Here is a 25649-nt window from a genome sequence, read left to right as displayed (position 1 = left end):
AACATGTGCAAACGTGCGCATTGCCTTGAGAGGGTAATGGGCCACTTCTTTACCCTGAAGGGACAACCACAACGTCTCTGAAGTCGCATTGACTGAGGGTTTTCTAAAAAGTTTACCAAGGAAGTTAACTTGGACAGAGCTGACTTCATTCATCAAAGTTTCACTTAACTGCGCAATCCATTCATTTCCTCCATTGTCTCTGACATTTTTTTTGTACGCAACACCCTCCTGTTTCGATGAATTTCGGGTAAAATCGGCCACCCAAAGGAGATTGGGCCGTTCAGCCACGAACTGACGGTTTACCCGATCCCGCGGTGTTTCGGTTTTACTGCTGCAGGTGCTCCTGATACCTTTGCCGCGTGTCACCCCTCGCATCTGTAGGACTTTCATCAGGCGCTCAATGGTGCACCGGGCAACACAGACGCCTTCACGCTTTAGCTGCCGCTGGACCTTACACACACCATAAATGTTGTAGTTTTCTTCGTATATAGCATTCCTACGAAGGTCTGCTCAGCCAAGAGCGGACATTATAGATATCTCGAATTTCGCCAAATAGTGATGGGTACAGTTGACCTCTATACAACAATTATCTAAGTTGGCTAAAACATTCATCATCATGAGGACGCTGATGATTATCACTATGGAATTATTGATGGCAGGGGCAACTCAAAGAGGCTCACATAAACGGCGGCAGATTGAGTTGTTGGGTGAAGAATGGCCGCCCACTCGCGGATGGAAGCAGCGGATAATTGGTAAGGTAATTCCTGATGAAGCAGCGGAAGAATTTATTCGGTTAAGTGATGGCAATGTTAGTACTGAAGCTTATTATAAATATAAAACTGGGCACTGGTTTAATGCCCAGATGCCAGTTGATATCTACCTGTATGTCCTTGAGTTGTCGAATGGATGTTACTATGTTGGGTTGACCGCAGATATAAAAAAGAGAATAGATGAGCACTTTAATGGCAAAGGTGCAGAGTGGACCCGACTAAATACTCCTCTTCGACTGATGTATGTGACCGATACAGGAACGAAAAATACCCGTGAAGCAGAAATAATAGAGAGTGAAGCCACTGTTATACTTATGCTTAAACACGGTATCAGTAAAGTTAGAGGAGGTTATTATACTCAAACAGAGCAGAGGTTGGTTGAAGTACAATTGCGTGCTCATGGAGTATGGGAGCGTATAAAGCAGGCAGAGCTTGGAAAAAGAGCTTTTAATTACGAGCTTAGCTGGGGTGATGCTCTGGATAATTTTCTTGATGTCGCCTTGAAATATTACGATGAAGATTCTCCAGAACAAATGCATGAAATTGTATTTGCGACCTTTTTTTCCTTAACTCGTTACCCCTACTGGGATGAGACTTTTGCTCCGTGTTTAGGTTGGGGTTTTTGGAATAAAAAGGGAATTCTTCCCGTCTTGTTGTCTTTCAAACATGCTCGTACTGTAGGTAGCAAATTACCTTCAGCTTATGATGTTCTTGCTGCCGCCCTAAACAGAGGTAAAAATGGAAAACACCCTTTAAGGCGTTTATTCTTGTTGGGTTGGAGAAGTTTTCAACCGCCAACAACAGACAAGCAGGCTGAGACCGTTATTCGGTTCATGTCTTATCTTGATGAAGGTACAGAATTTGATCGACAGTATGATGCGTTCGTTTCGATCCTTTTTCCAGAAATGAGAGCATTGTTGCAGCAGCAATAGCTACGACAAACTGTCCACCCCTTCTATTAGAAAAATACGAGCTCATATATCGGTGACTTACGCCCCGATGTTTAATACATCACTATTTACGTTATGGGGAGAATAGTTGCAACGTCCGCTCCTCGCTCAAAGCTGCCCGCCAACGCCTATCTGCTTAAAAAATAGGCTTGGTGTGGGATGTTTTCCGTTTTCTAAGCGGATCCCTTAAACTACACCGCGCAGGTCACAGCATATGAGCAATGACCATAAGCGGCTGTAATCCTGGTCTTTTAGACCCGTGAGTTAGAACCATTGCCAGAATGTTCATCAGTGTCTGTTTATAAGAGCCTTCCATTTGGTTCGCGCTGACGTGCTGAGCGGCACCGACGAGCGAAGAGGGGGGAGCTATTCATACGAAGGAAGTAAGATGCTTTTGCCAGATTTGAGCTTTACAAAAACCGTATATCAATCGTCATTTCAAGAATGAGTCGTCAACTGTTTGTTTCTCTGGATGGGCCCAAGGGAGCCGGTAAAACCACACTGTTGGAGGTCATTACAAAAGTACTAAGGGCAGACAACAAGAAGGTGGTCCGGCTTTGCGAGAAAAAAAGCGATCCCTACAGGGGGGAAACAATGGCTCTCGTTAACAAGCTCGCCAGAAATCCCTCCCAGGCTTTGGAATTGGAAGTGTGTGAGCGCTTTGCTGATAGCCGTGCCTGGATTTCCCGGCACGTGCTGACTAAACAGCCACCGGACAGCATTATCTTGATGGATCGCTGGTACCCGTCGGATGCCGCGTTTCGCCGGATGGTTCCATTTGCAGAGATTTTACAGCTTAATATTGAACGAAACGTGCGAACGCCAGACCTGCATGTCGGGGTTGTTACTGCGCCTGAGACTTCATGGGCGAGAGCCGCGGCCCGACCGCGTGGGCTAAGTAGCACGGTGATTTATAAACTGGAAGAGCATGTTGCTTGTACCAAGGCATTCGAGCGAGAAATTGCAAATCACGGCTGGGTTTTATGCCGTAATGAAGGAACTCTCGAAGACGCAACGATGCAGGTGATTGCTGAGATCTACAGAGTGCTTGGATGCCCCACAGGCATCGGTTTTGCGGGCAGAGCTTCCGCCGCATGCCGCCAGTAATTACGGCAACCTATTCCGTCACAATGAATAATTAGCTTAAAAAGGACAACACAGTTTTGTATCTCAAAGCCTGGCTTTTCTCAATGCCAGTGATAACCGTTTTGTTTCACGTCAAAGAGTTAGGGAGTAGGTAGAGTTTTATTCTATTATTAATCTTCCCCATGAAATATGTTTTATTCACTTTTTCAACACGGTCGTTTACCGGGCGGGATAAGCCCATTGAACAAAGCGTTGGCTCAAGCGCGGCGATTCCATTAGGTGTTGTTCGCCGAGGGGCCATGTCATGACCGCCTTTAACTAAAGGCAGGTTTTTTCAATTATTTTAAATAGAAATAAAACCCCTTCATATCAGCATGCCTGACCGTTATCAGGGCGACGGATATGCCGACAATATCCTTAAACGTCAGGGTTGTATGAAAAACTGACGTTGCTGCTTCATGACCGAGCTTGGCGTGACGCCAAAGGCTTTACGGAATGCATGGCTGAAGTGAGTGAAATCAGAAAACCCATAGTCAAGTGCAGCCTCGGATACGCTGCACACACGCCCTTGTTCAAGTGCGTCGCGGCTGGCCTGAAGCCGTTCTTGCCAGATAACGGCTGCCGGCGTTTTCTGATTGCGGGCAAAAGTCCGGGTCACGGTGCGTACTGAGACGTGATGAGCCAAAGCGATACTCTCTACGCTCAGTTCAGGATTGGTAAGATTTCTACTGATGTAGTTTCTCATCCTCGCATATAAATCGCGTTCTGAAGCCGCGGTATTGTGTTCCTGAAGCTCCAGACTCAGCATCAGCAGATCCAGCATCGTTTGTGAAAAGCGGCTGGCTACATCCGGATTGCTGACCAGCACGGGCGTCTGAACCGCCTGGCAAATCATCTCACGCAGCGGAATAACGCCTGGGCGAGCATCGTCAAGGACGGTGGCGGTCAGAACGTCACTGGCCGGCACTTTTCCGGTGAGCAGATGCCGGGGAATGCGAATGAGGTGGTTATTGCTGCCACCGATGCTGAAGCGAAAAGTCTGCGCGGCATCGTAAAGCACCAGATTATTGGATGACAGACAGGCCTTCCGTCCCCCCTGTTCCAACTGTCCGTATCCACCCTGCATATAACCGAGCCACAAATCGTCGTCCGGCCCCGTTCTCAGATGTCGTGATTTTCGCTCCCAGTGGTGAAGCGTTGACGTGAGAGTGCACACATCCAACAGCCCCACTTCGCGCACGGCAAGTTCTCCGTCGAACCCGCCGTCGGCAAGCGGTTTGCCATCCGAAGGAATGCAGTGGCGAAGAATGACATCATTCCAGTATTCGAAACGGTGAGACGCTGAAACATGTTCGGTGGAATAACGGATCTCCCGTGGAGTTGAATGACTGTTCACAGCGACACCTCATAGCAGTAACTGCAATTCAGGATGGATTGTTTCAAACCGAAAGCAATATTTGCGCCATGACCGTATTGCGAGGGATTTCCTGGATATTTTGAGTTTTTAGCGGCGTTAAGCGAGAAGATACGCACTATTGCAGGGCAGTGCTGCACTGTGCGATTTCATCATTTCACTCTCTGATTTGCCGATATCGGGGGTGTCCTTTCCAACCAGACGATTGTCCGACTGAGCCAGGTATTCGGCAGATTTCTCCTTAGTATCAGTGGTGAGTTAACCCATCGCTGAAAACTATAAACCTGGGAGTCCTTATGGAATCTGCAATCGATAAACATCTGAAATGCCCCCGCACGCTTTCCCGGCGGGTTCACGACGACTATCAGCCACCGTTCCCGATGTTTGCCGGACGGGCCAGTGATGATCTGACCCAGGTCGTTATGGCTTATCTGGGCGTTCAGTTTCATGAAGAACACCGTGAGGACGCCGTCCGGGCAATGCAGCACATTGTGTCGACCTTCAGCCTGAGCAACGGGCCGGGCAATCATGACATCTCTTTCCATACCGACAACCAGGGCTACGGTAACTTTATTGTGGTGGGCTACTGGCGGGATCCGGCTGCTTACTGCCATTGGCTCCGTCAGCCAGAGATCGACGATTGGTGGTCTTCCGATGAGCGTCTGCAGGAGGGCATCGGTTATTTTCGCGAAATTATCGCCCCGCGCGCCGAACAGTTCGAGACGCTGTATGCCTTTAAAGAAGACCTGCCGGGCGTCGGAGCGGTGATGGACAATATCAGCGGCGAGATCCAGGAGCATGGCTACTGGGGATCCGTGCGCGACCGTATTCCCGCTTCTCAGAATGACTGGCTGCAGCCTGACGATGAACTGCGCATTATTTCAGGCGATCCTGATGCCGGGGGCAGAGTGGTGGTGCAGGGCCATGACAACATCGCGCTTATCCGCTCCGGGCAGGACTGGATGGAGGCGGAAGAGCAAGAGCGTCAGCTTTACTTCACGGAAATGCTCCCCCCTTTGCAGGCCGGTATGGATTTTCTTCGGGATGAAGGGCAGGCGCTCGGCTGCTACAGCAACCGCTTTGTCCGCAACGTGGATATCAACGGAAATCTGCTGGATATTGCCTACGATATCGGCTTCTGGCGCTCGCTTGACAAACTGGAGCGCTGGGCGGAATCACACCCCACACACCTTCGCATATTCACCACGTTTTTCCGGGTGGTGACCGGTCTGCAGAAACTGCGGCTCTACCACGAAGTTTCCGTCTCGGACGCCCGCTTTCAAACCTTTGAGTACATCAACTGCCATCCCATGACCGGGATGCTGCGTGACGCTCGGCGCTGAACGAAACGACGATAACTTATCCATTCATCATTTCTCCGGGGATTACATTATGCACGCATTACGCTTTTTTCTGCCCGCCATGCTGCTTTGCTCTGTGCCGGCACTCGCCGTCGAGGTTGCACCCGGCGACTATAGCCAATTTCCTGACGGCACCACTGTGGGGCTGCTTTATTATCAGCATGCCTCAACCGGCTCAGCGTACTCCCGCGGTGACAAAGTCAGCTCTGATTACAACCTGACTTCCGATATCGGTATGTTGCGTCTGCTGCATACCGTACAGATTTCTGAGTCAGCAACGCTGGACCCGCAGTTTCTGTTGCCTTTCGGGCGGGTATCTGGCGGCGGCGACGCCTCCGGACTCGGCTCGGCCAGCGGTACCGGCGACTTGATCCTGACCGTGCCTTTAAAAGTGAAGCTCAACAGCGGCGGCGACATTTTTGGCTTCGCGCCTTATCTCTACGTGCCTAGCGGCAACTATGACCACAACGATGCGCTGAATCTGGGGGAGAACCGCTGGAAGGTCGACCTGCAGGCCGCCTGGGTTAAGTATTTTACCGAAAAGTGGGCGCTGGACGTGGTCGGCGATGCCATCTGGTACGGTGAAAACAACGATTATGGCACCACGTCATCCCGCCTTCAGCAGGATAACGCATGGACGGCCCAGATTATGGGACGTTACATGCCCGATCCTACCCTGGCGCTCGGGCTGGGTTTCGGTCAGAGCTGGGGCGGTGAAACCACCGTTGACGGCGTAAAGCAGGATAACCAGACACAGACCACCAACGTTCGTATTACCGCAACCCAATTTGTGACACCCCGCGATCAGTTTCAGATACAGCTGGGCAGGGATCTGCGCGTTGAAAACGGCGCCGAAGAGAATTTCCGGTTGAATCTCCGTTATGCACGCGTTTTCTGACGCTGTCTTTCCTGACCAAATAACTGTCCGGCTAAGCCAGGTCATCGTTGCGCAGTCGCGTTATGTTCAGGTCAGGATGTAATCAATCGTTTTTCAGATGAAGGAATAATTATGGCTATTGAACGCCCCGATGCCGGTCAACTCCAGCAACTTGCCCGCCAGCTTCACCTGCAGATTTCTGAGAGTGAAGCGGCAGAATATCTTGCCCTTATGCAGCCAAACCTTGACGCCTACGATCTGATTGACGGGTTACCGGATGAAATCCCACAGATTAAATATCCGCGTGAAAAAGGATACCGCCCCGGGAACGAAGAGAATGCATTGAATGCCTGGTATTACAAAAGCCGGGTGCAAGGGGCGGCAAAGGGCAAACTCGCAGGGAAAACCGTGGTGCTTAAGGACAATATTGCTCTGGCCGGCGTTCCGATGATGAACGGTGCGGCTTCGCTGGAAGGGCATGTGCCGGCATTTGACGCCACCGTGGTAACGCGCCTCCTTGATGCCGGTGCCACCATTCTGGGTAAAGCGACCTGCGAGCATTTCTGCCTCTCGGGAGGCAGCCATACCTCAGACCCGGCTCCGGTACATAACCCCTGGCGTCAGGGTTACAGCGCCGGCGGTTCTTCATCGGGCAGTGCAGCGCTGGTTGCTGCCGGGGAAGCGGATATGGCGCTAGGCTGTGACCAGGGCGGTTCCATCCGCATTCCGGCCGCTTTTTGCGGCGCGTACGGCATGAAACCCACCCACGGACTCGTTCCCTATACCGGCATTATGCCGATTGAAGCGACCCTCGATCACACCGGGCCCATTACCGCGAACGTGAAGGACAACGCCCTGATGCTGGAGGTGTTGGCCGGGCCGGACGGGCTTGACCCGCGGCAGTACGCCTCCCGTGGCGGAAACTATACCTCTGCGCTCGATAAAGGGGTCAGGGGCCTGAGAATCGGGGTGGTAACGGAAGGATTCCAGTTGCCCAATCTCCAGCCTTTGCTGGCCGAAAAGGTCCGTAGCGCCGTTGCCCGGCTGGAAAGTCTTGGCGCACTCGTCGGCGAAGTCTCAGTTCCCGGTCATCAGCTTGCCGCCGCGTTGTGGTCGCCCATCGGTTGTGAAGGCCTCACCATGCAGATGATGCATGGCAACGGTATGGGGTTTAACTGGGAAGGGCTCTACGACGTCGCCTTGTTGGACAAACATGCGGCCTGGCGTGACAGCGCGGACACGCTTTCCCCCTCGCTGAAAATCTGCATGCTCATCGGCCAGTATGGCCTGACGCGCTACAACGGTCGTTATTACGCCAAGGCGCAGAATCTGGCCCGCCGCGCTCGGGCAGACTATGACCGCGCCTTCGGCGATTTTGATCTGCTGGTGATGCCAACCGTTCCCATGACCGCTCAGCCGCTGCCGCAACCCGGTTGTTCGATCACCGAGTTTATCTCCCGGGCATTCGAGATGATTGGCAACACGGCAGCGCTGGACGTGACCGGCCATCCAGCCATGTCCGTACCCTGCGGGCTGGTTGACGGGCTGCCGGTCGGCATGATGCTGATAGGGCGCCACTACGCCGAAAGCACGATTTATCAGGCCGCCGCCGCGTTTGAAGCGAGCGGAAACTGGGAGCAGATGTAACCGTTAGCTGCCCGTCGTTCAGGGCGATACCGCCGGACGAAAAAACCGGCAATGACATGAAATCTTTCGGAGAAATACCATGGCTCACGACCACGAACACCACCATGACCATACCGAACCGCCTGAGGAGATCGCGCTGCGCGTGAAAGCGCTGGAGTCTCTGCTGACGGAAAAAGGCCTGGTAGACCCCGCTGCGCTGGATGAACTTATCGACACCTATGAACACCGCATTGGCCCTCGTAATGGTGCCCTTGTCGTGGCGAAAGCCTGGAGCGACCCTGATTACAAGGCCCGTCTTCTGGCGCATGGCACCGAGGCGATTGCCGAACTGGGTTTTTCTGGCGTGCAGGGGGAAGACATGATGGTGGTCGAAAATACCCCCGAGGTTCACAACGTGACGGTCTGTACGCTGTGCTCCTGCTATCCCTGGCCCACGCTCGGCCTTCCGCCGGCCTGGTATAAATCGGCGCCCTACCGATCGCGCATCGTTATCGAGCCCCGCAGCGTGCTGGCCGAGTTTGGTCTGAACATCGGTGAGGAGCGGGAAATTCGGGTGTGGGACAGCAGCGCCGAGTTGCGTTATCTGGTTCTGCCGGAAAGACCCACCGGGACCGAGGGCTGGAGTGAAGAGCAACTGGTCGCGCTGGTAACCCGCGATGCCATGATTGGCACCGGCGTGGCACTTCAGCCGGGCGGTAACTGACAACCGGTATTTCATTCAACTTTTTTGGGAGAATCCAATGAACGGGATACACGATCTGGGCGGCATGCAGGGTATGGGGGCCGTCATTACTGAAGAAAACGAACCGCCTTTTCATCATGAATGGGAGCGGCGCACATTCCCGCTTTTTGCCTCTCTGTTTGTCGGCGGTCACTTCAATGTCGATATGTTCCGGCATGCCATCGAGCGCATGAAGCCGGCGAATTACCTTGAAGAAAGCTACTACGAACACTGGATGCATGCTTTCGAGACGCTTCTGCTTGAGAGGGGGGTTATTACCGCCGATGAGCTTTCCGGTGCGGTCAAACCGGCGCCGGCCTCGCCGGAAACGCCGGTGCTGCGGCAGGAGATGGTGCAGGCGGTCGTCAGTACGGGGGGATCTGCACGAGTGGCTAGCGATGTCCCGGCCAGCTTCCGGCCTGGAGACCGCGTCCGAGCAAAAAATATCAACCCACTGGGACATACTCGCCTGCCGCGCTATGCCCGCGGGAAGATCGGCACGATTGTGATTGATCATGGGGTATTCATCACCCCGGATACGGCTGCTCATGATCAGGGCGAACATCCTCAGCATGTTTACAGCGTCAGCTTTGCCGCGACTGAGCTATGGGGCGATAAAGCACCGCCTAAAGATACGGTGCGCATCGATCTGTGGGATGACTATCTGGAGGCGCTATGAGTACAGAAATCCGCATAACCCCCGATGCTCCCGCAGCGGACAACGCCCCCTTTGAACATCCGTGGCAGGCACAGGTTTTTTCGCTGATCGTTTACCTGCATCAGGCCGGGCAGTTCACTTGGAAGGCGTGGGTTGATGTTTTCAGCGATGAAATCAAAGCCAGCCCGATGCAGGAGCATGAAAGCATCAACGATGCCTATTACCGGCAGTGGGTATCCGCCGCAGAAAAAATGCTCCTCTCGCTGGAACTGACCGGGGAGCCGGATATTGCTCGCCGTACCGATGAATGGCGGCAGGCTTATCTGAATACCCCACATGGGATGCCGGTTGTGCTGGCCAGCGCGATCTGCCCACCGGCACATGATCACCACCACCCGGCGCTTCGTGTCCCCGTGGCGGTCAGCCCGGCATCCGCCAGCCTGAAACCCTGAATAGTATCCGCAGCCAGAGATGAGGAAGAAAAATGGACCATACCGTTAATGAAGTTGAAGTCGCACAGGCGCCTATCCCGCTTAATGCCGTATTGCCATGGCTTGCATTCGTCACGCTGATGGTGATGCTGTCCGTCTATTTTATCGGGGCAGAGCAGGGGGCAACCGCCGTTTTTTCCGGCAGCCAGGTACACGAATATTTCCATGATGCCCGGCATCTGCTGGGCTTCCCCTGCCACTGAGGACAGCGCCATGACGGGAAAACTTCTGTTACAGGGGATGATAGCCGGGATCCTCGCGGGCATTATCGCCTTCGGCTTTGCCCACGTTTTCGGTGAGCCGCAGGTCGAGCGTGCGATTTCATTTGAAGAAATCCTTTCCCAAAAGCAGGTGAGTGAAGAGGGCGCTCATCATCACGATCATGAGGCCGATGGCGAAGTGTTTAGCCGGAAGACGCAGTCCGGCGCAGGCCTGCTGAGCGGAATGATCCTGTTCAGTGCGGCCATGGGCGGCGCTTTGGCGCTGGTCTGGTCGCTGTGCTGGCAACGCACCGGGCCGGGCGGCGCCAGAGCGCTGGCGTTGGCACTGTCGCTGGGCGGATTCTTGATAATGAGCATGATGCCGGCGCTTAAATATCCTCCTAATCCGCCGGCGGTGGGCGATCCTTCGACGATAGGCTACCGGACTGCGCTCTACTTCGCGATGTTGTTGGTTTCAGCGGTGATTGTGGTGACCGCCGCCTGGAGCGCTCATCAACTCAGACCGAGACTGGGCGGCTGGAATGCTGCGCTGTGGGGCGGGGTGGCGGGGTTGGCGATGTTGATTGCCGTCTGCACGCTGATGCCCGAAGTGAATGAGATCCCGGACGGATTTTCTGCCGATGTTCTGTGGCGTTTTCGCCTGAGCGCTTTCGGCACTCAACTGACAATGTGGTGCGCAACGGGGCTGCTGTTTGGGGCATTTGCGGAAAGAACGCTGCGAAAGCCGGTGCACAGCTACCGGGCGGAAGGATGCTGAAGGCATGACCGCCATCATGCAACTGATTTGCCAGGGGGAAACCCTGGCAAACAGACAGTCGCGGTTCCCCTCTGACGATCCCCTGACCGAAACTTCCCTGAAGCAGGCCCATCAGCTAAAGGAATGCGTTGGGCCATTCAATAAAATCTGGACCGCCCCGGCGTTGGCAGCACGGCAGACGCAACTTGAATTGGGCCTGCGCGGCGAGCCCGTTCGGGAACTTGCCGAACCCGGATACGGCCGTTGGGCGGGCATCCCGATTAAAACGGTTATTGAGCAGGATGAGGGGGCATTTCAGCGCTGGCTTTCGGGTGAGGCCCCGCCGGGAGGCGAAAGCATGGCGCACGTTATGGCGCGCACGGGAACATGGTTGCCGCAGCGAGCGGCGGATCGGGAATGTCAGTGCGCAATTGTTTCCTCTGCAGTTATTCGGGCGATAGTGATTCAACTGCTCGATGCGCCCGTTAGCGCCTTTCAACTGATCGATATCCTGCCGTTAAGCGTAACGACGCTGCGCAGTAACGGAAAACGCTGGCATCTGAGTTGTCTGGGAGGGCGGTTGGATGTGTGAAGCCTAAATACCGTCCGTGGCGGCGTGGACCAAGACGATGAATCTGGACAGAGTCGAACGCTGATCTGAACTGACGGTTTGAAAGCAAAAAGCCCGCTTGAGGAAACTCAGACGGGCTTTTCTTTATGCGAAAGCTGATGTTTATTTAGAAATCATATTCCAGTGCCAGACGGTTCTGCCAGAAGCTTTTGTCGGACGTCGAGGTGGTCTGCACGCCGGCAAAGTCGGTGATGCTCAGGCCTTTGAGTACGCCGCCAAAGTTGTAGGTGCCGTACACCAGATATTCAGATTGGTTGCTGCTGGATGCACCTTTGCTCGGCGTTAAATCCATAAACGAGTAACGGCTGCCCAGTGAGATGCTTTCGGTCGCGTTCCAGTTCAGATCGGTGGAGTAGGCGTTGCCGCTGCCCAGATCCTGCGTACTGGTGAAGAACGGCTGGGCAAAGTACGGGCCGGAGGAGGTGTTGTGCGCGTAAGGCGTCACCAGCGCGCCGTTGCCGTAAGCATCACCGTTGGCGGCGATATGGTTGTAATTGAGCGACCATTTCAATGCCTGTGTGAAGTTCATCGCAAACTGCGCGCCGTAACTGGTGCTGTTCACATTGCCCGCCAGCGCTTTGCCTTCGCTCACACCGCGAATAAACTGAATGCCGATCTTCGGCTGGGAAGGGCTGTCTGTCCACGACAGGAAACTGTCGGCGTACACCATCTTGGTGTAGTTGTCGTAATCCTCATACCACAGCTGGCCGTTCAATTTTTTATTATCCAGCTTGATGGCGCGCCCGCCACCGGCACTCCACATGCCGTTGGTCGTGCCGTCGGCGTCGGTATAGGCCGTGGTGTTGAGGAACCGGTCGTCGCCCCATGGTTTGTAACGCGTGATTTTGGTGGCGTGCAGGAAGTTATCGCCGTCGCCATAGTTCGTGTCGATACCACGGAACAGAATGGGCGTGATGCGCCAGTCATAGTCGCCGATGAACGGAATATTAATGCGCTGATCGCCGGCAGTGATGCGGAAGTCCTGATAATGCCAGCTTGCATAGGCTTCGCCCACGCCGGTCTCGTTCGGGCCCAGCTCGGTAATCAGGTGGTCGTCGTTGTGTGAAATACCGCGCTGGAGAATGCCGCTGACGCCCAGGCTCAGGCCGTAATATTCTGCCGTGGCATATTTCACGCTACCGCCATAACTGACCGTGTCCTGAGAATAGCCCGGCACGAAATACGCATTATGGGTGGAATAATACAGGGTGCGCAGGCTGCCGCTGACCGACCCGCAGGTGAACATTTCGGTGAGAGAATCTGCCACGTCGGCGGAGCAACCGCTCGCCCCCGGAGTGGCCGCCTGTGCGTGGTTGATTAATAATGTGTGTGAAACGACAATAGCGCTCAACTTCAGCGCAAAGCTGAATGTATTATTTTTCATTAATACCATCCTGTTAAAATGTAATAAATTCTGCCCGGCGGTAAAACTGCCGGTAATTGTTTTTATGAGGGCACACGTAAAGGGTTGCCGCCTCGCTTTTTTTCTGTCGCTAAGAAGCGAGGCGGATAATGATTATTTTTATTTGTCAGTCAATAAAAGAGGATCGTTATCCAAGACCAGTGTGTCGCGTACTTCCCAGCCGCGTAGCTTGCCGGGGTTCAGTAACCCATGGGGATCAAGGTGTTTTTTAACGGAAACCACGTCAGGCTTAATTTCCCCTTGTTTGCCATCTTCAATCTGAAAGACATGAGGGTTATTTATTTTTACGTCATTATCATTGAAGGTGGCCATTATTTCTTTCAATCTTTCTTCGGTGGAGTAACGGACTAATTGTAAACCGCTGGCGGTGATGTTTCCGTCATTGTCACGCAGGAATTCAATATGCGAAATAACTTCGTCGCCGAATAAATTTGCCATGTCGATAATCTGCTGACGATAACTCGTATAATTAAACGCCGTCTGTAAATAAGTCAGGGAGCTGTCGATTTTCAGCGCATGCAGCGTGGTGTGATTCCAGCAATATTCCATCAGTGACGCATTGGCCGCGCGTGCTTCGTCGGCCGGTTGACGTATGGCGCTGTGCCCGCGATATTTTTCCAGCAGATGGGGACAAAACCCTTCGCTTTCCTGCGCAATCACGCTTATCACCGCGTGCTGGCTGGCCTGATAATGCCCGTTCAGATGGCTGAACCAGGATGGGATCGGCGCGGCGAACAGCGCCAGCTGGCGTTTTACCAGCCCTGGCGAACGGGCAAAGGCGTTGGCGTAATCCAGCGCGTCGGCGAAATCATCGAACACGTCCAGCCGTTCAATCCACTGATGAACCGGTGCCAGCGCCAGCTCAACCTCGAGCACAATGCCGTTGCTGCCGTAGGCGTGATGCAGCAGCAATGCCTGCGGGGCAGGAACCTGCAAAATGCGCGGTTCGGCCTCCATGGTCATGACTTTGACGCTGAGCACATTGCCCGGCGCGCCCAGAGGACCGTAGTTGATGGAACCAATGCCACCAAAGCCGCCGCCGTAAAGGCCGCCCAGACTGGCGAGCCGGTAGGTGGAAGGCATGCAGCGCAGTTCCCATCCTGTGGGTCGGGTTAGCGTTTCAATTTCGGCCAGCCGGATCCCCGCCTGCGCTCGTACCACGCCGTTACCCAGTTCACATACCTGATTGAATCCGGTCATATCGACCAGAATTCCGCCTTCCAGCGGCACCAACTGGCCGTAGTTGCCGGTCGCGCCGCCGCGCAGGATCAGCGGTAACTGGTGCCGAACGCAGGCTTTAACCACCAGACTCAGCTCTTCTTCGTTGCGCGGCCTGACCACGGCATCAGCCTGTTTATCTTCCAACTGCTGTTTGAGCACCGGACTGAACCAGTGAAAATCGCGTGAAAGGCGTTTGACCTTGGTTGCCTGCAAGGTCCAGTCGAGGTCGGGAAGCGCCTGCTGTATCAGGGCAAGCGCGTGCTGACGTTGTTCACTGTCCATATTCTTCCTGCCTAAAGATCAATGAAGTTGAAGTTAATGAGATGGCGCGGCTTCGCTTTCATGCCAGGCGCTCAGGACGCGTCTCGACATCCACGACATCACGCCAAACAGCGCAATACCGGTGAGTGAAATGAGCAGCAGAGCGGCAAACATCAGAGGGATGTCCAACTGGTATCCTGCCTGCAATATCTGGTAGGCCAGACCGGTATTATTGCCGCCGGTACCGGCAACAAATTCAGCGACCACGGCACCTATCAGCGACAGGCCGCTGGAAATGCGCAGCGCGCCGAAAAAATACGGCAGGGCAGAAGGAATACGCAGGCGGATGAGAATCTGCAGGCGGCTGGCGTGGTTCAGTTGAAAATAGCTCAGCAGGCCCGGCGACACGCTGCGAAGCCCCTGCGTGGTATTGGAAATAATCGGGAACACCGCCATCAGCGTAGAACAGACCACCAGCGACAGCGTGGTGTCTTTGACCCAGATGATGATCAGCGGCGCGATGGCTACAATCGGCGTCACTTGCAGGAACACGATGTACGGGAACAGCGCGGTTTCAACAAAGCGATTCTGCACCAGCACGAACGCCACGGCTGCACCGATGACAATCGACAGTAAAAATGAGATCAGAGTGATTTTCAGCGTGAACAGCAGCGACATCGTCAGCGAACCGAAATGGGTCCACAGACTTTGCAGCATCACCACCGGCGACGGCACCAGAAACTGGGGGATGTTGAAATAGCTCACCGATCCCTGCCAGAGCAGGATCACCACCACCGCGACCACGGCCGGATAAAGCACTTTGCGAAACGTGGGGTTATTGATCCACGGAGAAGCTTTTTGAGTTTGCATACCGTTACTCCATACCCGATTGGCTGGCTTGCAGCAGGCTGTCCTGCAACTGCTTCGCATAGCGTGAAAATGCCGGACTGACGCGGAAATCTTCGCTGCGCGGGAAGGGTTCGGTGATGGCGATATCTTCCACCACCCGCCCCGGACGTGCGGCCATCATGATCACCCGCTGCGACAGAAATACCGCTTCGTGGATCGAGTGGGTGACGAACACCACCGTCAGCCCCTGTTCCCGCCACAGGCGCAGCAGATCGCTGTCGAGTTTGTTGCGGGTGATTTCGTCGAGCGCGCCGAAAGGTTCATCCATCAGCAACAGCTTCGGGCGCGTCACCAGCCCGCGGGCAATAGAAACGCGCATCTGCATGCCGCCTGACAGTTCGCGCGGCAGGACGTTGGCAAATTTGCCAAGCCCCACCAGTTCCAGCGCCTCACTGACGCGGGTATTGGCTTCGGCACGCGGTACGCCCGCCAGATCCAGCGGCAGACGGACGTTATTTTGCACATTGCTCCACGGCATCAGCGTGGCCTCCTGAAACACAAAAGACAGCGGCACCTGCGCCTTTTCGCGACGGTCGCGCCGCCACAGCACCAGCTTGCCGTCGCTGGGTTCCACCAGACCGGCGACCATTTTTAACAGCGTACTTTTGCCACAGCCCGACGGGCCGAGCAGGGTGACGAACTCACCCTGATTGATGGTCAGATTGACCGGCAGAAGGGCGCGGGTGCCGTTGCTGTAAATTTTCTCCGCCGACAACACTTCGATAGCCGGAACCGGCGGAGGATTGGCTGAGCGGACCTCGCTCATCACGGTCAGTTTCGGGGCTGAATTCATGGCATGACCTTCGCGTCTTTGATCATATCGAGGGTATACGTCTGCTCAAACGGCACTTTCTCCGCGTCGATCAGTTTGTTTTTCACCAGCATGTCCCAGGTCTTTTTCAGTCGCGGTTCAGTGATGATGCCGATACCCCCTGTTTGCGCGTCGCCGCCGGTCACCAGTTCATACTTCTTCATCTGCGCGATGCCGAAGGCAATCTGGTCGGCGCCCATACGCGGATTGTCTTTGGTGATCAGCGCATTGCCTGCGGTCGGATCTTGCAAATATTCTTTCCAGCCCTGCATGGACGCTTTCACGAACGCCGTCACCGCCACCGGGCGTTTTTTGACGGTGTCGGCCATGCAGATAATCGAGTTGCCGTACGGCGGGTAACCCCAGTCGCTGAGCATGTAGACGTAGAACGGTTTGCCGCCTTTTTCGATTGAGAAAGGCTCGGAAGTCACATAACCCTGCTGCACCAGATTATTGTCCACGAGGAACGGCTGCACGCTGAAGGTGTACGGACGGATTTTGGCGCCCGCCAGCCCCAGTTCACTCTTCGCCCACGGCCAGAAAGAGGTGTAAGCCTCGGTCGCCAGCAGGAAGGTTTTGTCTTTCAGCTCCTGTCCTTTCTCCACTTTGTCATGGCTGATAAACACCGTCGGCGAATGCTGGAACACCGTCGCCACGGTCACCGCATGCACGCCAGCCTGCCAGGTTTCCAGCGCCTGACCGTTGTCGCCGAGCGTACAGTCAGCCTGACCGGCGGCCATCAGTTGCATCACGTTAACCTGCGGGCCGCCCATTTTGATGCTGACATCCAGACCGGCGTTTTTGTACAACCCTTTGGCCTGTGCTTCGTAAAATCCGCCATGCTCCGCCTGCGCGTACCAGTTGGTCAGGAAGGTAAATTTCTCTTGCGCCATGCTGGTGGTGGAAACCCCGGCCAGCAGCAGGGCCGGCAGGGTGTAAGTCGGTAAACGCCGTATTTTCATCGTAAAAACTCCTTTATTTAGAGACAAAAGAAGACGAAGGAGGAGTGAAGCTGGTTTGTACAAAACCGTTCCAGTGGTGTTTGCCCCAGGTCGGTTCGCTGCGGACTTTCCATTCCATGAGGTGAATTTCAGTGATGGCCTGCGCCCAGCTTGCCGCCAGCGAATCGAGGATCGCGTGGCCCTGTTCGGCGGTCGCGCCGGTCGGATCGCCGATGACGCCACTCGGACCAAAATCATAGGAAGCCCAGGCAGCGGCAGGGCGGCTTGATGACAGTGTCGGGCATGGGAATTCCGGCGGGTAGTTGGCGACTGCGTGCTCGATGTGAACGCATTCCGGTGCCAGTGCCAGCATCACCGCCGTTTCGCTGTGACCGGCGTGCATCGCCATTTTTTGTTCTTGCGCGCTCAGGAACTGGTTTTCGACATTAGGCACGCGGAACACGTCGTGCGGGATCATGATCATGTCGCCGTGACGCAGACGCATTTCCCGCGATGCCATTTGCAGCACCTGCGGTTGTCCGCCGTGCCCGTTGATCATCAGCAGCTTGCGGAACCCGGCGCGGTACAGGGATTCGGCAATTTCCAAAACAGTTTGCAGCAGCGTGTCGCCGGTTAAGGTCAGCGTGCCGGGGAAATTCAGATGCTCGTCAGATTTGCCGTAAGTGATAGGGGGAATACCGTAGGCAGGAATGTCTTTTGAAAGCCGCGCCAGTGCGTGACCCGCCACGCCGGAGGAGATCACGCTGTCCACCGAACACGGCAGATGCGGGCCGTGTTGCTCAATCGCGCCGGTCGGCAATACGATCACGGTGTTGGCCTTGTCGGGCAGGGCAGCGATGGCCGTCCAGCTAAGGAAAGGAAGAAAACGTTCTGCGGGAATATAGCCGTTAATCATGCTGTGCCTCGTGGTCGGACATTATTGGGTTAAGCGGGATTGCGGTAACCAGGCGGTAGCTTCCACTTCAATCAGCACCTCGGCGCAGGGCAACATTTCACTGACCTGAACCACGGTAGAAACCGGCGGTTGCCCGGCATAAAAAAGCTTTCTGACCCGGCTGTAATACGGGAAGTGATCGAGATTGCGAAAGTACTGCACCAGCTTGATCACATCGCTCATCTGCCCGCCGGCTTCTTCGATGGTGTGGCGGATACTTTCGAGCACATACCAGCTTTGGGCGAGGATCGGCCCCTGTTTGGCGTCGGTGGAGAATTCGCCGGTTTCGCCCAGCAGCAGACGTGCTTCGGCGGGGATATCCTGAAAACCGCGCACAATTGTCGCGCTCTGCGGATTGACGGGAATAATGCCGGAGAGAAAAACGAAATCACCGGCACGACGCCAGGGGGCATATTTGGCGAGCGGTTTACCCGCTCCGGCTTCAAGACTCATGGGATAACTCCCGATTCCAGGTGCGTTGGTGGGTCAGCCTGCCGTGGTGGAAAACCAGGCGGGCTGCGCTGTTTAAAGGCCAGGTCAGGCTGTCGCTGCCCGGAAAGAGAATCAGACTGGCATCGTTGCCGGGGGCGAGCGGCAGGCCGGACTGCGCCTCACCGGTCAGCGCGGCGACATCGCAGATGAGTCGCGACTGCCGATCAAAAACGTTATCCAGCTGAAGTGCGAACAGGGCGCAGGCCAACGTATCCAGCGGGTCATAACTTCCAGCCGGACAAAAAGCGTCCTGCACGTTGTCGCAGCCGAGCAGCACCGGAATGCCCGCCGTCTGCGCCTCTTTCAGCAGGGTGATCCCCCGCCGGCGTGGCGTGCGGTGGGTGACAGCGTCCTGCAACAGCAGGTTGGTCATCGGCAGCGCAATCAGCGTGACGCGCTGTGCCGCCAGCAAACCCAGCACCTCCTGCGCCTGTTGTTCACTGCCGGAGGCCAGCGCGCAGCCGTGGCTGCAACAGATGTGGCCGCTGAATTTATTTTCTGAAAGGTAATGCGCCAGCCAGCTCAGACCCTGTGCCACCGGCGAAAGCTCCTCGTCGATATGCAAATCCAGATTCAGTTGCCAGCGCGAGGCGCTGCGCATCAGGTTGGTCATCGCTGCCGGATCCCAGTTTGACGAGTGGATAAATCCGCCCAGCAGGCAGTGGTTTCCGCTTAGCGCAACCGTCCGGGCGATGCGGTCAGCCGCTTCGGCATCCGCGAAGAAGCTTAGCGGGGCCAGTGCGACCCGCTCCAGCGCGACGCCCGGTTGCGTGATATTGGCCAGCTCCGTCCAGGCCAGCGGCGGGGTGACATCGAACCAGTCAATATGGGTGCGCAAACGGGTCACGCCATTGGCGGCGGCCCATGCCATTCCCTGTCTGGCACGCTGATGAAGATCTGCCGTGGTCCAGTGCCGGCGATCCTGATGCATTGTTTCGATAGCGGCCAGCAGACCGGGCTTTGACGGACGGCTGCGGCCGATGGTGAAGGTTTTATCGAGATGCGCATGAGGTTCGGCCAGACCCGGCAGCGCCAGCGCGCCCTGTGCGTCCCACAAATCATCTTGTCCTGGCTGACAAGGCGTCACCGAGGCAATTTTGCCTGCATCAAAGCGCAGATCCGCCGTCACCGGTTCGTCTGTATGCACAGGCCACCCGGCAGGAAGCAGCCACGCGGGGAGGCGAACGTTGGCAATGCCGCTAAGCGGTGAGGCGGGGGGGGGAAAGTTCATCTTGAGGCTCCGCGTTGGCATTACAGGTCGAGGACCAGAACGGGACTTTTGGAGCGCGAACAGCACAGCGTAATCTGCGTGTTCTCCGCTTTCTCTTCTTCTGTCAGCACACAGTCCCGGTGGTCGGGAATACCGTCGATGACATCAGTAATACACGAGCCGCAAATACCCTGTTCGCACGACAGCATAATATCGACTTTGGCGCTTAATAAGACTTCTGCAATGCTCTGGTTCGGGCCGACTAAATAACATTTTCCGCTGGAGTTCAGCTGAATATGAAATTCCTGTTCGTCGGTGTTATTGTTTATATTTTCATTGCTGAATCGCTCAAAAGATAATTGATTTTTCTGCCAGTGGTGCGTTTGCATAATGTCTTCAAGGCGCTGAATAAATCCATCCGGACCACAGGCCATCACCCGTGTATTTTCATCCGGCTGACGCAAACTCAGCGGCGTATTGTGTCGCAGGGAGTCGTTTGCGCCGCTGTCATGCAAAAAGACGTGTTTTGCCAGCGCGGGCGCATTCAGACGCGATGTAAACGCCGCTTTATCCAGGTCTGCAATGTAGTAATGCAGTTCAAAATCAATTTCTTGCTGCGCCATTTGTTCCGCCATAGCCAGCAGAGGCGTGATGCCAATCCCTCCGGCAAACAGCAGATAACGACCGGCAAATGGCAGCGGAAAATGATTACGTGGCATCGAGATGCTTAGCGTGTCGCCAACGCTGAAACGATGATGAATAAAGTGCGATCCGCCACTGGAGTTTTCCGCCAGTTTTACGCAGATCTCATAATATTCCCCGCCGTTATTTTCGGTGCAGAGAGAATATTGGCGGGGGCCCAGTTCTGGAATGAAAACGTCAATGTGCGCACCGGGTAAATAGGCAGGTAATAATCCGCCTTGCTGCGCAATAAGTTGCAGTGAAATATTCCCTTTACCATTTTCACCGATCGCCTTGATCGTGACAGGAATTAATCCGGCATCTTTCATCGTCATTTACCGTATTCATTTTGATGAGTCATTCATAAAAAGGGGCATCTATTCACCGCATAACCCGTTGTCATCCGGCCTGAAACAGCGCTGGGCGGGCTTTAGGAGCGATGAAACGATTGTTCCCGTTGCAATGAAAGCTACGTTATTGTTATAAAACTGTTGCGTCCAGCGCTTTGATTCGCACATCCCGTTGCATAAAAGAGAGCACTCCATCATGTTCGCATTTTCCCGGTTTCTGCTGTACTTCACTGAGGTTGCCCGCCAGGGTTCGTTTCGCAAGGCGTCCGAAACCCTGCATGTCGCCGCTTCGTCGATTGACCGGCAGATCCTGCGGGTGGAAAAAGAACTGGCGATGCCGCTGTTTGAACGGCACCCCACCGGGCTGCGGCTGACCGCAGCGGGCGAACTGTTATTGCACTCGGCCAACAACTGGAAAAAGGATTTCTCCCGCGTCTGCGAGCAGCTCGACGACCTGCGCGGTTTGCGGCGCGGGCACGTGCGGATTGCCACCATCGACGCCATCAACCGGCAGTTTTTCTCGGCGATGCTCAGGAAGGTGCATGCCGACTACCCGAATATCTCCTTCACGTTGACCACCATGAACAACGTGGATATTCAGCAGGCGCTAATGTCCGGCGATGCCGATTTCGGGCTGATGCTGAATCCGCAAAGTTCGCGTGAGTTGCAGGTGCGCGCTTTTGCAGAAATCGAGCTGGGGATTGTGGTGCCGAAAGGGCATCCGCTCGGCGGCAGAAGCGGCGTGCGTTTTAACCAGTGCATGGAATATCCGTTTATCCTGCCCGCTGCGCCGCTGATGCTGGCCGAACCCGTCCAGGCGCTGATGAATATCAACGGCGACATGATTAACGAGGTTGCGGTATCCAATAACATCCACATGATCCGCTCGCTGATAAAAGAGAAAATGGGCATCGGTATTCTATGCTGGCTCGACATCATGGATGAGGTGGAAAGCGATGAGCTGCAATTTATTCCGCTGACCGATCCGCAGTTAAAAACCTTCACGCTCTCGTTGTGCGTCGCCCCTGCAAGACAGCTTTCACTGGCCGCCTCGATGATGCTCAAACAGCTGGAGATGTTGTTCAGCCAGATCCAGACGCCGGGGCATGACCGGCACTGATTTGCACTCTTCTGGTGCTTAATGCTCTGTCATGAATCAAAGGTTGCAGAGCGTGAGGCGATAAATTCCCCGATAAAGCGCATGGAAAGCGCATCCGTGAAGTTGGCATCTTTCTTGTATAGCCAAGAGTGAGTAGAAGCGGTCAGTGCAGGCAGCTGCGCGGGACATTGCTCAGCAACCATTTCGCGGTTCATTTTGAGCCGGTCAGGGGGCTGAGCCGCATTCGCTCATCCTCCCTCCGGCGATGATTAGGAGAGGAGCAATGAAGTCTATTTCCCGCATTCCCCTGTCTTGCTGCGTGCTGAGCGCGCTGATTCCAGCAGCCTTTTCACTGGCAGTACATGCTGATGAGAAAATTGCATTGTTGACATCCTGGTACGCGCAGGCGGAGCAGGGCGGATATTATCAGGCGCTGGCGACAGGCATTTACAAACGTTATGGGCTGGATGTCAGCATTCAATCCGGCGGCCCGCAGGTCAATGGCATGCAGTTGCTGCTGGCAAAGCGCGCCGACGTGATTATCGGTTATGATCTCCAGCTACTCGAATCAGTGCAACGCGGTTTTCAGGCCAAAGCCATCGCAGCCCCTTTCCAGTTTGATCCTCAGGGTTTGCTGACGCATGATTCAGTCACTTCCCTCGACGGTCTGAAAAACAAAACCATTTTAGTCTCCAGCTCCGGGCAATCGACCTGGTGGCCGTGGCTGAAGGCACGCTATCAGCTCAGCGATTCGCAGGTTCGTCCTTACACCTTCAACATCCAGCCCTTTGTGGCTGACGACAATGTGGCGCAGCAAGCCTATGTCAGTTCTGAAGTTTTTCAGGCGCAAAAGGCCGGGGTGAAATCGAATTTCTTCCTCTTTTCGGAGCACGGCTATCCCCCTTACGGCGGAATTCTGATCACCCGTCCGGACCTTATCAGCAGCCGGAACGAGGCGATGGCTAAGTTTGTACAGGCGTCGATGGAAGGCTGGGTGAGTTATCTGCAAAATCCGGCGGCAGGCAACGTGCTGATCAAAAAGGACAATCCGAAAATGACGGACGACCTGTTGGCCTGGGGCGTTCAGCAAATCAAAGAGCATCACCTGATCGACGGCGGCGATGCGGCGACGAAGGGTTGGGGCACCATGACGGAAGCCCGCTGGCAGAAAACCCGTGATTTCATGGTGAATGCCAAACTGCTGAACGCGGATACCGACTGGAAGCAGGCGTATACCACCGAATTTGTCGACCAAATGCAGGTTAAACCCTGAGGAGTGTGCGATGTCATCTGACTCTTTACTGATTAAAAATGCGCACGCGATCCTGACCGGCTTGCCGGGAGACGCGGCGCGCCACGCCGGGCCGGACATTCGTGTGCGTGAGGGGGTCATTGAGGCGATAGGTTCCCTGACGGCAAGACCCGACGAGCGGCTGATCGATGCCCGCGATTGCGTGGTCTATCCCGCCTGGGTTAATACGCACCATCATCTGTTTCAGTCATTGTTAAAAGGTGAACCTCAGGGGCTGAACAAAAGCCTGACCGCGTGGTTAAGTGCCACGCCTTATCGCTTTCGCGCCACGTTCGATGCATCCACCTTTCGCCTCGCGGTGCGTATCGGTCTGACCGAACTGCTGCGTTCCGGCTGCGCTACGGTGGCGGATCACAACTACCTTTACTGGCCGGATATGCCGTTCGATACCTCGGAAATCCTTTTCAGCGAAGGGGAAGCGCTGGGAATGCGCATTGTGCTGTGCCGGGGCGGTGCAACGCAGGGGCGGACGATTGAGAAAGATGTGCCGCAGGCACTGCGCCCGGAAAACTACGATGATTACATGGCGGATATGGAGCGGTTGGTTGGCCGTTATCACGATCCGAAACCGACGTCGCTGCGCCGCGTGGTAATGGCACCGACCACCTTGCTGCATTCTGCGCCCGGTGCGCAGTTGCGCGAAATGGCGAAACTGGCGCGCAGTTTGGGCATCCGGCTGCACAGCCATCTGTCGGAAACGGTGGATTATCTCGATGCGGCCCGCGCCAAATTTGACATGACGCCGGTGCAGTTTTGCGCGGAACACGACTGGTTGGGGGACGACGTATGGTTTGCGCATCTGGTGAAACTGCTGCCGCAGGAAATCGCGATGCTGGGCCAAACCCGCACCGGCATTGCGCACTGTCCGCAAAGTAACGGGCGTCTGGGCAGCGGTATCGCCGACTTGCTGGCGCTGGAACAGGCGGGTGTGCCGGTTTCACTGGGCGTAGACGGTGCGGCATCGAACGAAGCCGCTGATATGCAAAGTGAAGCGCATGCCGCATGGCTTTTGCAGCGCGCCCGAAAAGGCATGCTGGCGAAACCGCACTATGACGGCGGCACTTTTGAAGGCGGCGGCGATGCAGCATCCATCGAAGACGTGGTGCGTTGGGGCAGCGCAGGCGGGGCGCAGATCCTCGGACTGCAACAAAGCGGCACCGTGCAGGTGGGCATGCTGGCAGATATCGCCATTTACCGGCTGGATGACCCGCGCTACTTCGGTCTGCATGACATGGCGATCGGCCCGGTGGCCTGCGGGGGGCGCGCGTCGCTGAAGGCGCTGATGGTCAAGGGGCGCGTTATCGTCGAAAACGATGTCATCCCCGGTCTCGACCTTGACACCATGCGCCATGAGGCGATGTCCGCCGTCCGTACCCTGCAACAACGAGCTGCGCGCTAACCCTATGGGTTAAGAAGGATAAGAAAAATGACTCAATCTACACAAACAGAAGGCTATGCATTGCAGGAGCTGGAAAAAGAAGCGGAAATGGGCGCAATGGGTGAAGAGACGTTTGCCCGTGAAGTTCGTTGCATAGACTTGTCAGATTTCGAAAACCGTAAAAGTGAGATTGCCGACGAGCTCTGGAGTGCAGCCGTGGAAATTGGCTTCTTCCAGGTCAGCAATCACGGCATTGCGCTAAACGATATCCGCCAGGCCTTCAGCATGACAGAAGATTTCTTCTCGCTGCCCGACGAGGTAAAAGCGCAATATCCGCTGGCTCGTAACGCCGGCTGGGAGAATAAGTCTCAGGTGCGTCCGTCAACCAGAACGCCGGACCAGAAAGAGTCTTACCAGATCACCCGTCCGCTGATGCAGTCGCTGTGGCCGAGTGAACAGGAACTGCCGGCGTTTAAACAGACCATGCTGGGCTTTGAATCCCAGTGCTGGCAGTTGGGCATGAAATTGCTTTCCTGTTTTGCGCTCAAACTGGGCTTCCCTGAGCACTTTTTCGAACAGGCACATAATCCGGACCAGCAAACCTACCAGAGTACGCTGCGCATGCTGCACTACTATGCCACTGAACAGTCGGCGCAGGGGATGTGGCGCGCGGGTGCGCATACGGATTTCGACTGCCTGACGCTGCTTTTCCAGCGTCCAGGCCAGGGCGGATTGCAGGTTTGTCCGGGTAAGGATCGCGAAAGCCAGCAGTGGACCAGCATCGAACCGCGTGAAGACGTGATCACCTGCAATATCGGCGACATGCTGATGCGCTGGAGCGACGATCGGCTGCCGTCAAATTTCCATCGTGTCAGAAGCCCTCTGCCCGGCGAATATCAGGGAGCGCGCTACAGCCTGGCATTTTTCTGCCAGGCTAACAAAGACGTCGAAATTCTGGGGCCGCAGGCGAAATATCCGGCCATCAGCGCCGAAGACTATCTGCAACAGCGCATTCAGGCGAACTTTGCGAAAGGATAAATAGA

General features: G+C 55.2%; 25 protein-coding genes and 1 pseudogene. 15 read left to right on the top strand and 11 right to left on the bottom strand.

Features of this window, described 5'->3' with window-relative positions:
* Positions 1-228: 228 nt before the first annotated feature.
* Positions 229-489 (bottom strand): annotated as a pseudogene (locus ACTJJ1_RS10760) (IS3 family transposase); the annotation flags it as partial.
* Between the two features lie 139 nt (positions 490-628).
* Here ACTJJ1_RS10760 and ACTJJ1_RS10755 point away from each other — a divergent pair.
* Both ACTJJ1_RS10755 and ACTJJ1_RS10750 read left to right on the top strand, forming a co-directional pair.
* The gene (locus tag ACTJJ1_RS10755) at positions 629-1702 is read left to right on the top strand and encodes a GIY-YIG nuclease family protein (protein WP_440833539.1); all 1074 of its coding nucleotides are present in this window, start codon (positions 629-631) and stop codon (positions 1700-1702) included.
* 462 nt (positions 1703-2164) lie between these two features.
* Positions 2165-2827, top strand: coding sequence for a dTMP kinase (locus tag ACTJJ1_RS10750; protein ID WP_440833537.1), 663 nt, complete (start codon positions 2165-2167; stop codon positions 2825-2827).
* Positions 2828-3230: 403 nt separating this feature from the next.
* Here ACTJJ1_RS10750 and ACTJJ1_RS10745 read toward each other — a convergent pair whose 3' ends face one another.
* On the bottom strand, positions 3231-4202 hold the full coding sequence (locus ACTJJ1_RS10745) for a helix-turn-helix domain-containing protein (protein WP_122288579.1): 972 nt from the start codon (positions 4200-4202) through the stop codon (positions 3231-3233).
* 314 nt (positions 4203-4516) lie between these two features.
* Here ACTJJ1_RS10745 and oxdA point away from each other — a divergent pair, with 314 nt between their 5' ends.
* The 9 genes from oxdA to ACTJJ1_RS10700 all read left to right on the top strand — a co-directional run bounded on the left by oxdA (position 4517) and on the right by ACTJJ1_RS10700 (position 11524).
* Complete coding sequence (oxdA, locus tag ACTJJ1_RS10740; RefSeq protein ID WP_440833535.1) at positions 4517-5563, top strand: aliphatic aldoxime dehydratase; 1047 nt, start codon at positions 4517-4519, stop codon at positions 5561-5563.
* The gene (locus ACTJJ1_RS10735) at positions 5547-6479 is read left to right on the top strand and encodes a transporter (RefSeq protein WP_020439430.1); all 933 of its coding nucleotides are present in this window, start codon (positions 5547-5549) and stop codon (positions 6477-6479) included. Before oxdA ends, ACTJJ1_RS10735 begins: the two co-directional genes overlap by 17 nt.
* A gap of 111 nt (positions 6480-6590) precedes the next feature.
* Positions 6591-8105 carry an amidase gene (locus ACTJJ1_RS10730; protein WP_006326552.1) on the top strand — a complete coding sequence of 505 codons (1515 nt, stop codon included), beginning with the start codon at positions 6591-6593 and terminating at the stop codon, positions 8103-8105.
* Between the two features lie 79 nt (positions 8106-8184).
* Complete coding sequence (gene nthA, locus ACTJJ1_RS10725; protein WP_020439429.1) at positions 8185-8808, top strand: nitrile hydratase subunit alpha; 624 nt, start codon at positions 8185-8187, stop codon at positions 8806-8808.
* A gap of 37 nt (positions 8809-8845) precedes the next feature.
* Positions 8846-9505: a nitrile hydratase subunit beta gene (gene nthB, locus ACTJJ1_RS10720; RefSeq protein ID WP_006326550.1), complete on the top strand. Its 660-nt coding sequence runs from the start codon at positions 8846-8848 to the stop codon at positions 9503-9505.
* A complete protein-coding gene (locus tag ACTJJ1_RS10715) occupies positions 9502-9936 on the top strand; it encodes a nitrile hydratase accessory protein (protein ID WP_440833532.1) in 435 nt (144 codons plus the stop codon). The genes nthB and ACTJJ1_RS10715 overlap by 4 nt, the downstream gene beginning before the upstream one ends.
* 32 nt (positions 9937-9968) lie before the next feature.
* The gene (locus ACTJJ1_RS10710) at positions 9969-10178 is read left to right on the top strand and encodes a CbtB domain-containing protein (protein WP_020439426.1); all 210 of its coding nucleotides are present in this window, start codon (positions 9969-9971) and stop codon (positions 10176-10178) included.
* 10 nt (positions 10179-10188) lie between these two features.
* Positions 10189-10953, top strand: a complete 765-nt coding sequence (locus tag ACTJJ1_RS10705) for a CbtA family protein (RefSeq protein ID WP_006326546.1) — start codon at positions 10189-10191, stop codon at positions 10951-10953.
* A 4-nt stretch (positions 10954-10957) separates the two neighbouring features.
* Positions 10958-11524, top strand: coding sequence for a histidine phosphatase family protein (locus ACTJJ1_RS10700; RefSeq protein ID WP_330761177.1), 567 nt, complete (start codon positions 10958-10960; stop codon positions 11522-11524).
* Positions 11525-11669: 145 nt separating this feature from the next.
* Here ACTJJ1_RS10700 and ACTJJ1_RS10695 read toward each other — a convergent pair whose 3' ends face one another.
* The 9 genes from ACTJJ1_RS10695 to ACTJJ1_RS10655 form a co-directional block, all read right to left on the bottom strand.
* Positions 11670-12947, bottom strand: coding sequence for a TonB-dependent receptor (locus ACTJJ1_RS10695; RefSeq protein ID WP_409442805.1), 1278 nt, complete (start codon positions 12945-12947; stop codon positions 11670-11672).
* A 138-nt stretch (positions 12948-13085) separates the two neighbouring features.
* A complete protein-coding gene (locus ACTJJ1_RS10690) occupies positions 13086-14489 on the bottom strand; it encodes an FAD-binding oxidoreductase (RefSeq protein ID WP_440833529.1) in 1404 nt (467 codons plus the stop codon).
* A 33-nt stretch (positions 14490-14522) separates the two neighbouring features.
* Positions 14523-15338: an ABC transporter permease gene (locus ACTJJ1_RS10685; protein WP_004946845.1), complete on the bottom strand. Its 816-nt coding sequence runs from the start codon at positions 15336-15338 to the stop codon at positions 14523-14525.
* 4 nt (positions 15339-15342) lie between these two features.
* The gene (locus ACTJJ1_RS10680; RefSeq protein WP_006326536.1) at positions 15343-16170 is read right to left on the bottom strand and encodes an ABC transporter ATP-binding protein; all 828 of its coding nucleotides are present in this window, start codon (positions 16168-16170) and stop codon (positions 15343-15345) included.
* Positions 16167-17081 (bottom strand): ABC transporter substrate-binding protein, encoded by a 915-nt coding sequence (locus tag ACTJJ1_RS10675; protein WP_440833644.1) that lies wholly within the window; start codon positions 17079-17081, stop codon positions 16167-16169. The genes ACTJJ1_RS10680 and ACTJJ1_RS10675 overlap by 4 nt, the downstream gene beginning before the upstream one ends.
* Positions 17082-17163: 82 nt before the next feature.
* Complete coding sequence (locus ACTJJ1_RS10670) at positions 17164-18045, bottom strand: creatininase family protein (protein WP_004946841.1); 882 nt, start codon at positions 18043-18045, stop codon at positions 17164-17166.
* Between the two features lie 21 nt (positions 18046-18066).
* On the bottom strand, positions 18067-18537 hold the full coding sequence (locus ACTJJ1_RS10665; protein ID WP_004946839.1) for a RidA family protein: 471 nt from the start codon (positions 18535-18537) through the stop codon (positions 18067-18069).
* Complete coding sequence (locus ACTJJ1_RS10660; protein ID WP_440833525.1) at positions 18527-19807, bottom strand: amidohydrolase family protein; 1281 nt, start codon at positions 19805-19807, stop codon at positions 18527-18529. The genes ACTJJ1_RS10665 and ACTJJ1_RS10660 overlap by 11 nt, the downstream gene beginning before the upstream one ends.
* 20 nt (positions 19808-19827) lie before the next feature.
* Positions 19828-20802 carry a PDR/VanB family oxidoreductase gene (locus tag ACTJJ1_RS10655; protein ID WP_440833523.1) on the bottom strand — a complete coding sequence of 325 codons (975 nt, stop codon included), beginning with the start codon at positions 20800-20802 and terminating at the stop codon, positions 19828-19830.
* A 211-nt stretch (positions 20803-21013) separates the two neighbouring features.
* Here ACTJJ1_RS10655 and ACTJJ1_RS10650 point away from each other — a divergent pair, with 211 nt between their 5' ends.
* From ACTJJ1_RS10650 to ACTJJ1_RS10635, 4 genes are all read left to right on the top strand, one after another.
* The gene (locus tag ACTJJ1_RS10650) at positions 21014-21937 is read left to right on the top strand and encodes a LysR family transcriptional regulator (protein WP_004946829.1); all 924 of its coding nucleotides are present in this window, start codon (positions 21014-21016) and stop codon (positions 21935-21937) included.
* Between the two features lie 262 nt (positions 21938-22199).
* The gene (locus tag ACTJJ1_RS10645) at positions 22200-23189 is read left to right on the top strand and encodes an ABC transporter substrate-binding protein (RefSeq protein WP_325986790.1); all 990 of its coding nucleotides are present in this window, start codon (positions 22200-22202) and stop codon (positions 23187-23189) included.
* Positions 23190-23199: 10 nt separating this feature from the next.
* A complete protein-coding gene (locus ACTJJ1_RS10640; RefSeq protein ID WP_440833520.1) occupies positions 23200-24627 on the top strand; it encodes an amidohydrolase family protein in 1428 nt (475 codons plus the stop codon).
* A gap of 27 nt (positions 24628-24654) precedes the next feature.
* The gene (locus ACTJJ1_RS10635; RefSeq protein ID WP_440833518.1) at positions 24655-25644 is read left to right on the top strand and encodes an isopenicillin N synthase family dioxygenase; all 990 of its coding nucleotides are present in this window, start codon (positions 24655-24657) and stop codon (positions 25642-25644) included.
* The last annotated feature ends 5 nt before the right edge of the window (positions 25645-25649 follow it).

The sequence above is a fragment of the Serratia sp. 22264 genome (genome assembly GCF_052045345.1).
In the GTDB taxonomy this organism is placed as follows: domain Bacteria; phylum Pseudomonadota; class Gammaproteobacteria; order Enterobacterales; family Enterobacteriaceae; genus Serratia; species Serratia plymuthica.
Note: the sequence above shows the minus strand (reverse complement) of the source record. Positions and strands in the feature narration are given on the sequence as shown.

What these genes read in the sequence shown, in the direction of transcription:
- ACTJJ1_RS10755 (WP_440833539.1), top strand. Translation starts at nt 629, where the DNA reads ATGATTATCACTATGGAATTATTGATGGCAGGGGCAACTCAAAGAGGC.
- ACTJJ1_RS10750 (WP_440833537.1), top strand. Translation starts at nt 2,165, where the DNA reads ATGAGTCGTCAACTGTTTGTTTCTCTGGATGGGCCCAAGGGAGCCGGT.
- oxdA (WP_440833535.1), top strand. Translation starts at nt 4,517, where the DNA reads ATGGAATCTGCAATCGATAAACATCTGAAATGCCCCCGCACGCTTTCC.
- ACTJJ1_RS10730 (WP_006326552.1), top strand. Translation starts at nt 6,591, where the DNA reads ATGGCTATTGAACGCCCCGATGCCGGTCAACTCCAGCAACTTGCCCGC.
- nthA (WP_020439429.1), top strand. Translation starts at nt 8,185, where the DNA reads ATGGCTCACGACCACGAACACCACCATGACCATACCGAACCGCCTGAG.
- nthB (WP_006326550.1), top strand. Translation starts at nt 8,846, where the DNA reads ATGAACGGGATACACGATCTGGGCGGCATGCAGGGTATGGGGGCCGTC.
- ACTJJ1_RS10715 (WP_440833532.1), top strand. Translation starts at nt 9,502, where the DNA reads ATGAGTACAGAAATCCGCATAACCCCCGATGCTCCCGCAGCGGACAAC.
- ACTJJ1_RS10710 (WP_020439426.1), top strand. Translation starts at nt 9,969, where the DNA reads ATGGACCATACCGTTAATGAAGTTGAAGTCGCACAGGCGCCTATCCCG.
- ACTJJ1_RS10705 (WP_006326546.1), top strand. Translation starts at nt 10,189, where the DNA reads ATGACGGGAAAACTTCTGTTACAGGGGATGATAGCCGGGATCCTCGCG.
- ACTJJ1_RS10700 (WP_330761177.1), top strand. Translation starts at nt 10,958, where the DNA reads ATGACCGCCATCATGCAACTGATTTGCCAGGGGGAAACCCTGGCAAAC.
- ACTJJ1_RS10695 (WP_409442805.1), bottom strand. Translation starts at nt 12,947, where the DNA reads ATGAAAAATAATACATTCAGCTTTGCGCTGAAGTTGAGCGCTATTGTC.
- ACTJJ1_RS10690 (WP_440833529.1), bottom strand. Translation starts at nt 14,489, where the DNA reads ATGGACAGTGAACAACGTCAGCACGCGCTTGCCCTGATACAGCAGGCG.
- ACTJJ1_RS10685 (WP_004946845.1), bottom strand. Translation starts at nt 15,338, where the DNA reads ATGCAAACTCAAAAAGCTTCTCCGTGGATCAATAACCCCACGTTTCGC.
- ACTJJ1_RS10680 (WP_006326536.1), bottom strand. Translation starts at nt 16,170, where the DNA reads ATGAATTCAGCCCCGAAACTGACCGTGATGAGCGAGGTCCGCTCAGCC.
- ACTJJ1_RS10675 (WP_440833644.1), bottom strand. Translation starts at nt 17,081, where the DNA reads ATGGCGCAAGAGAAATTTACCTTCCTGACCAACTGGTACGCGCAGGCG.
- ACTJJ1_RS10670 (WP_004946841.1), bottom strand. Translation starts at nt 18,045, where the DNA reads ATGATTAACGGCTATATTCCCGCAGAACGTTTTCTTCCTTTCCTTAGC.
- ACTJJ1_RS10665 (WP_004946839.1), bottom strand. Translation starts at nt 18,537, where the DNA reads ATGAGTCTTGAAGCCGGAGCGGGTAAACCGCTCGCCAAATATGCCCCC.
- ACTJJ1_RS10660 (WP_440833525.1), bottom strand. Translation starts at nt 19,807, where the DNA reads ATGAACTTTCCCCCCCCCGCCTCACCGCTTAGCGGCATTGCCAACGTT.
- ACTJJ1_RS10655 (WP_440833523.1), bottom strand. Translation starts at nt 20,802, where the DNA reads ATGACGATGAAAGATGCCGGATTAATTCCTGTCACGATCAAGGCGATC.
- ACTJJ1_RS10650 (WP_004946829.1), top strand. Translation starts at nt 21,014, where the DNA reads ATGTTCGCATTTTCCCGGTTTCTGCTGTACTTCACTGAGGTTGCCCGC.
- ACTJJ1_RS10645 (WP_325986790.1), top strand. Translation starts at nt 22,200, where the DNA reads ATGAAGTCTATTTCCCGCATTCCCCTGTCTTGCTGCGTGCTGAGCGCG.
- ACTJJ1_RS10640 (WP_440833520.1), top strand. Translation starts at nt 23,200, where the DNA reads ATGTCATCTGACTCTTTACTGATTAAAAATGCGCACGCGATCCTGACC.
- ACTJJ1_RS10635 (WP_440833518.1), top strand. Translation starts at nt 24,655, where the DNA reads ATGACTCAATCTACACAAACAGAAGGCTATGCATTGCAGGAGCTGGAA.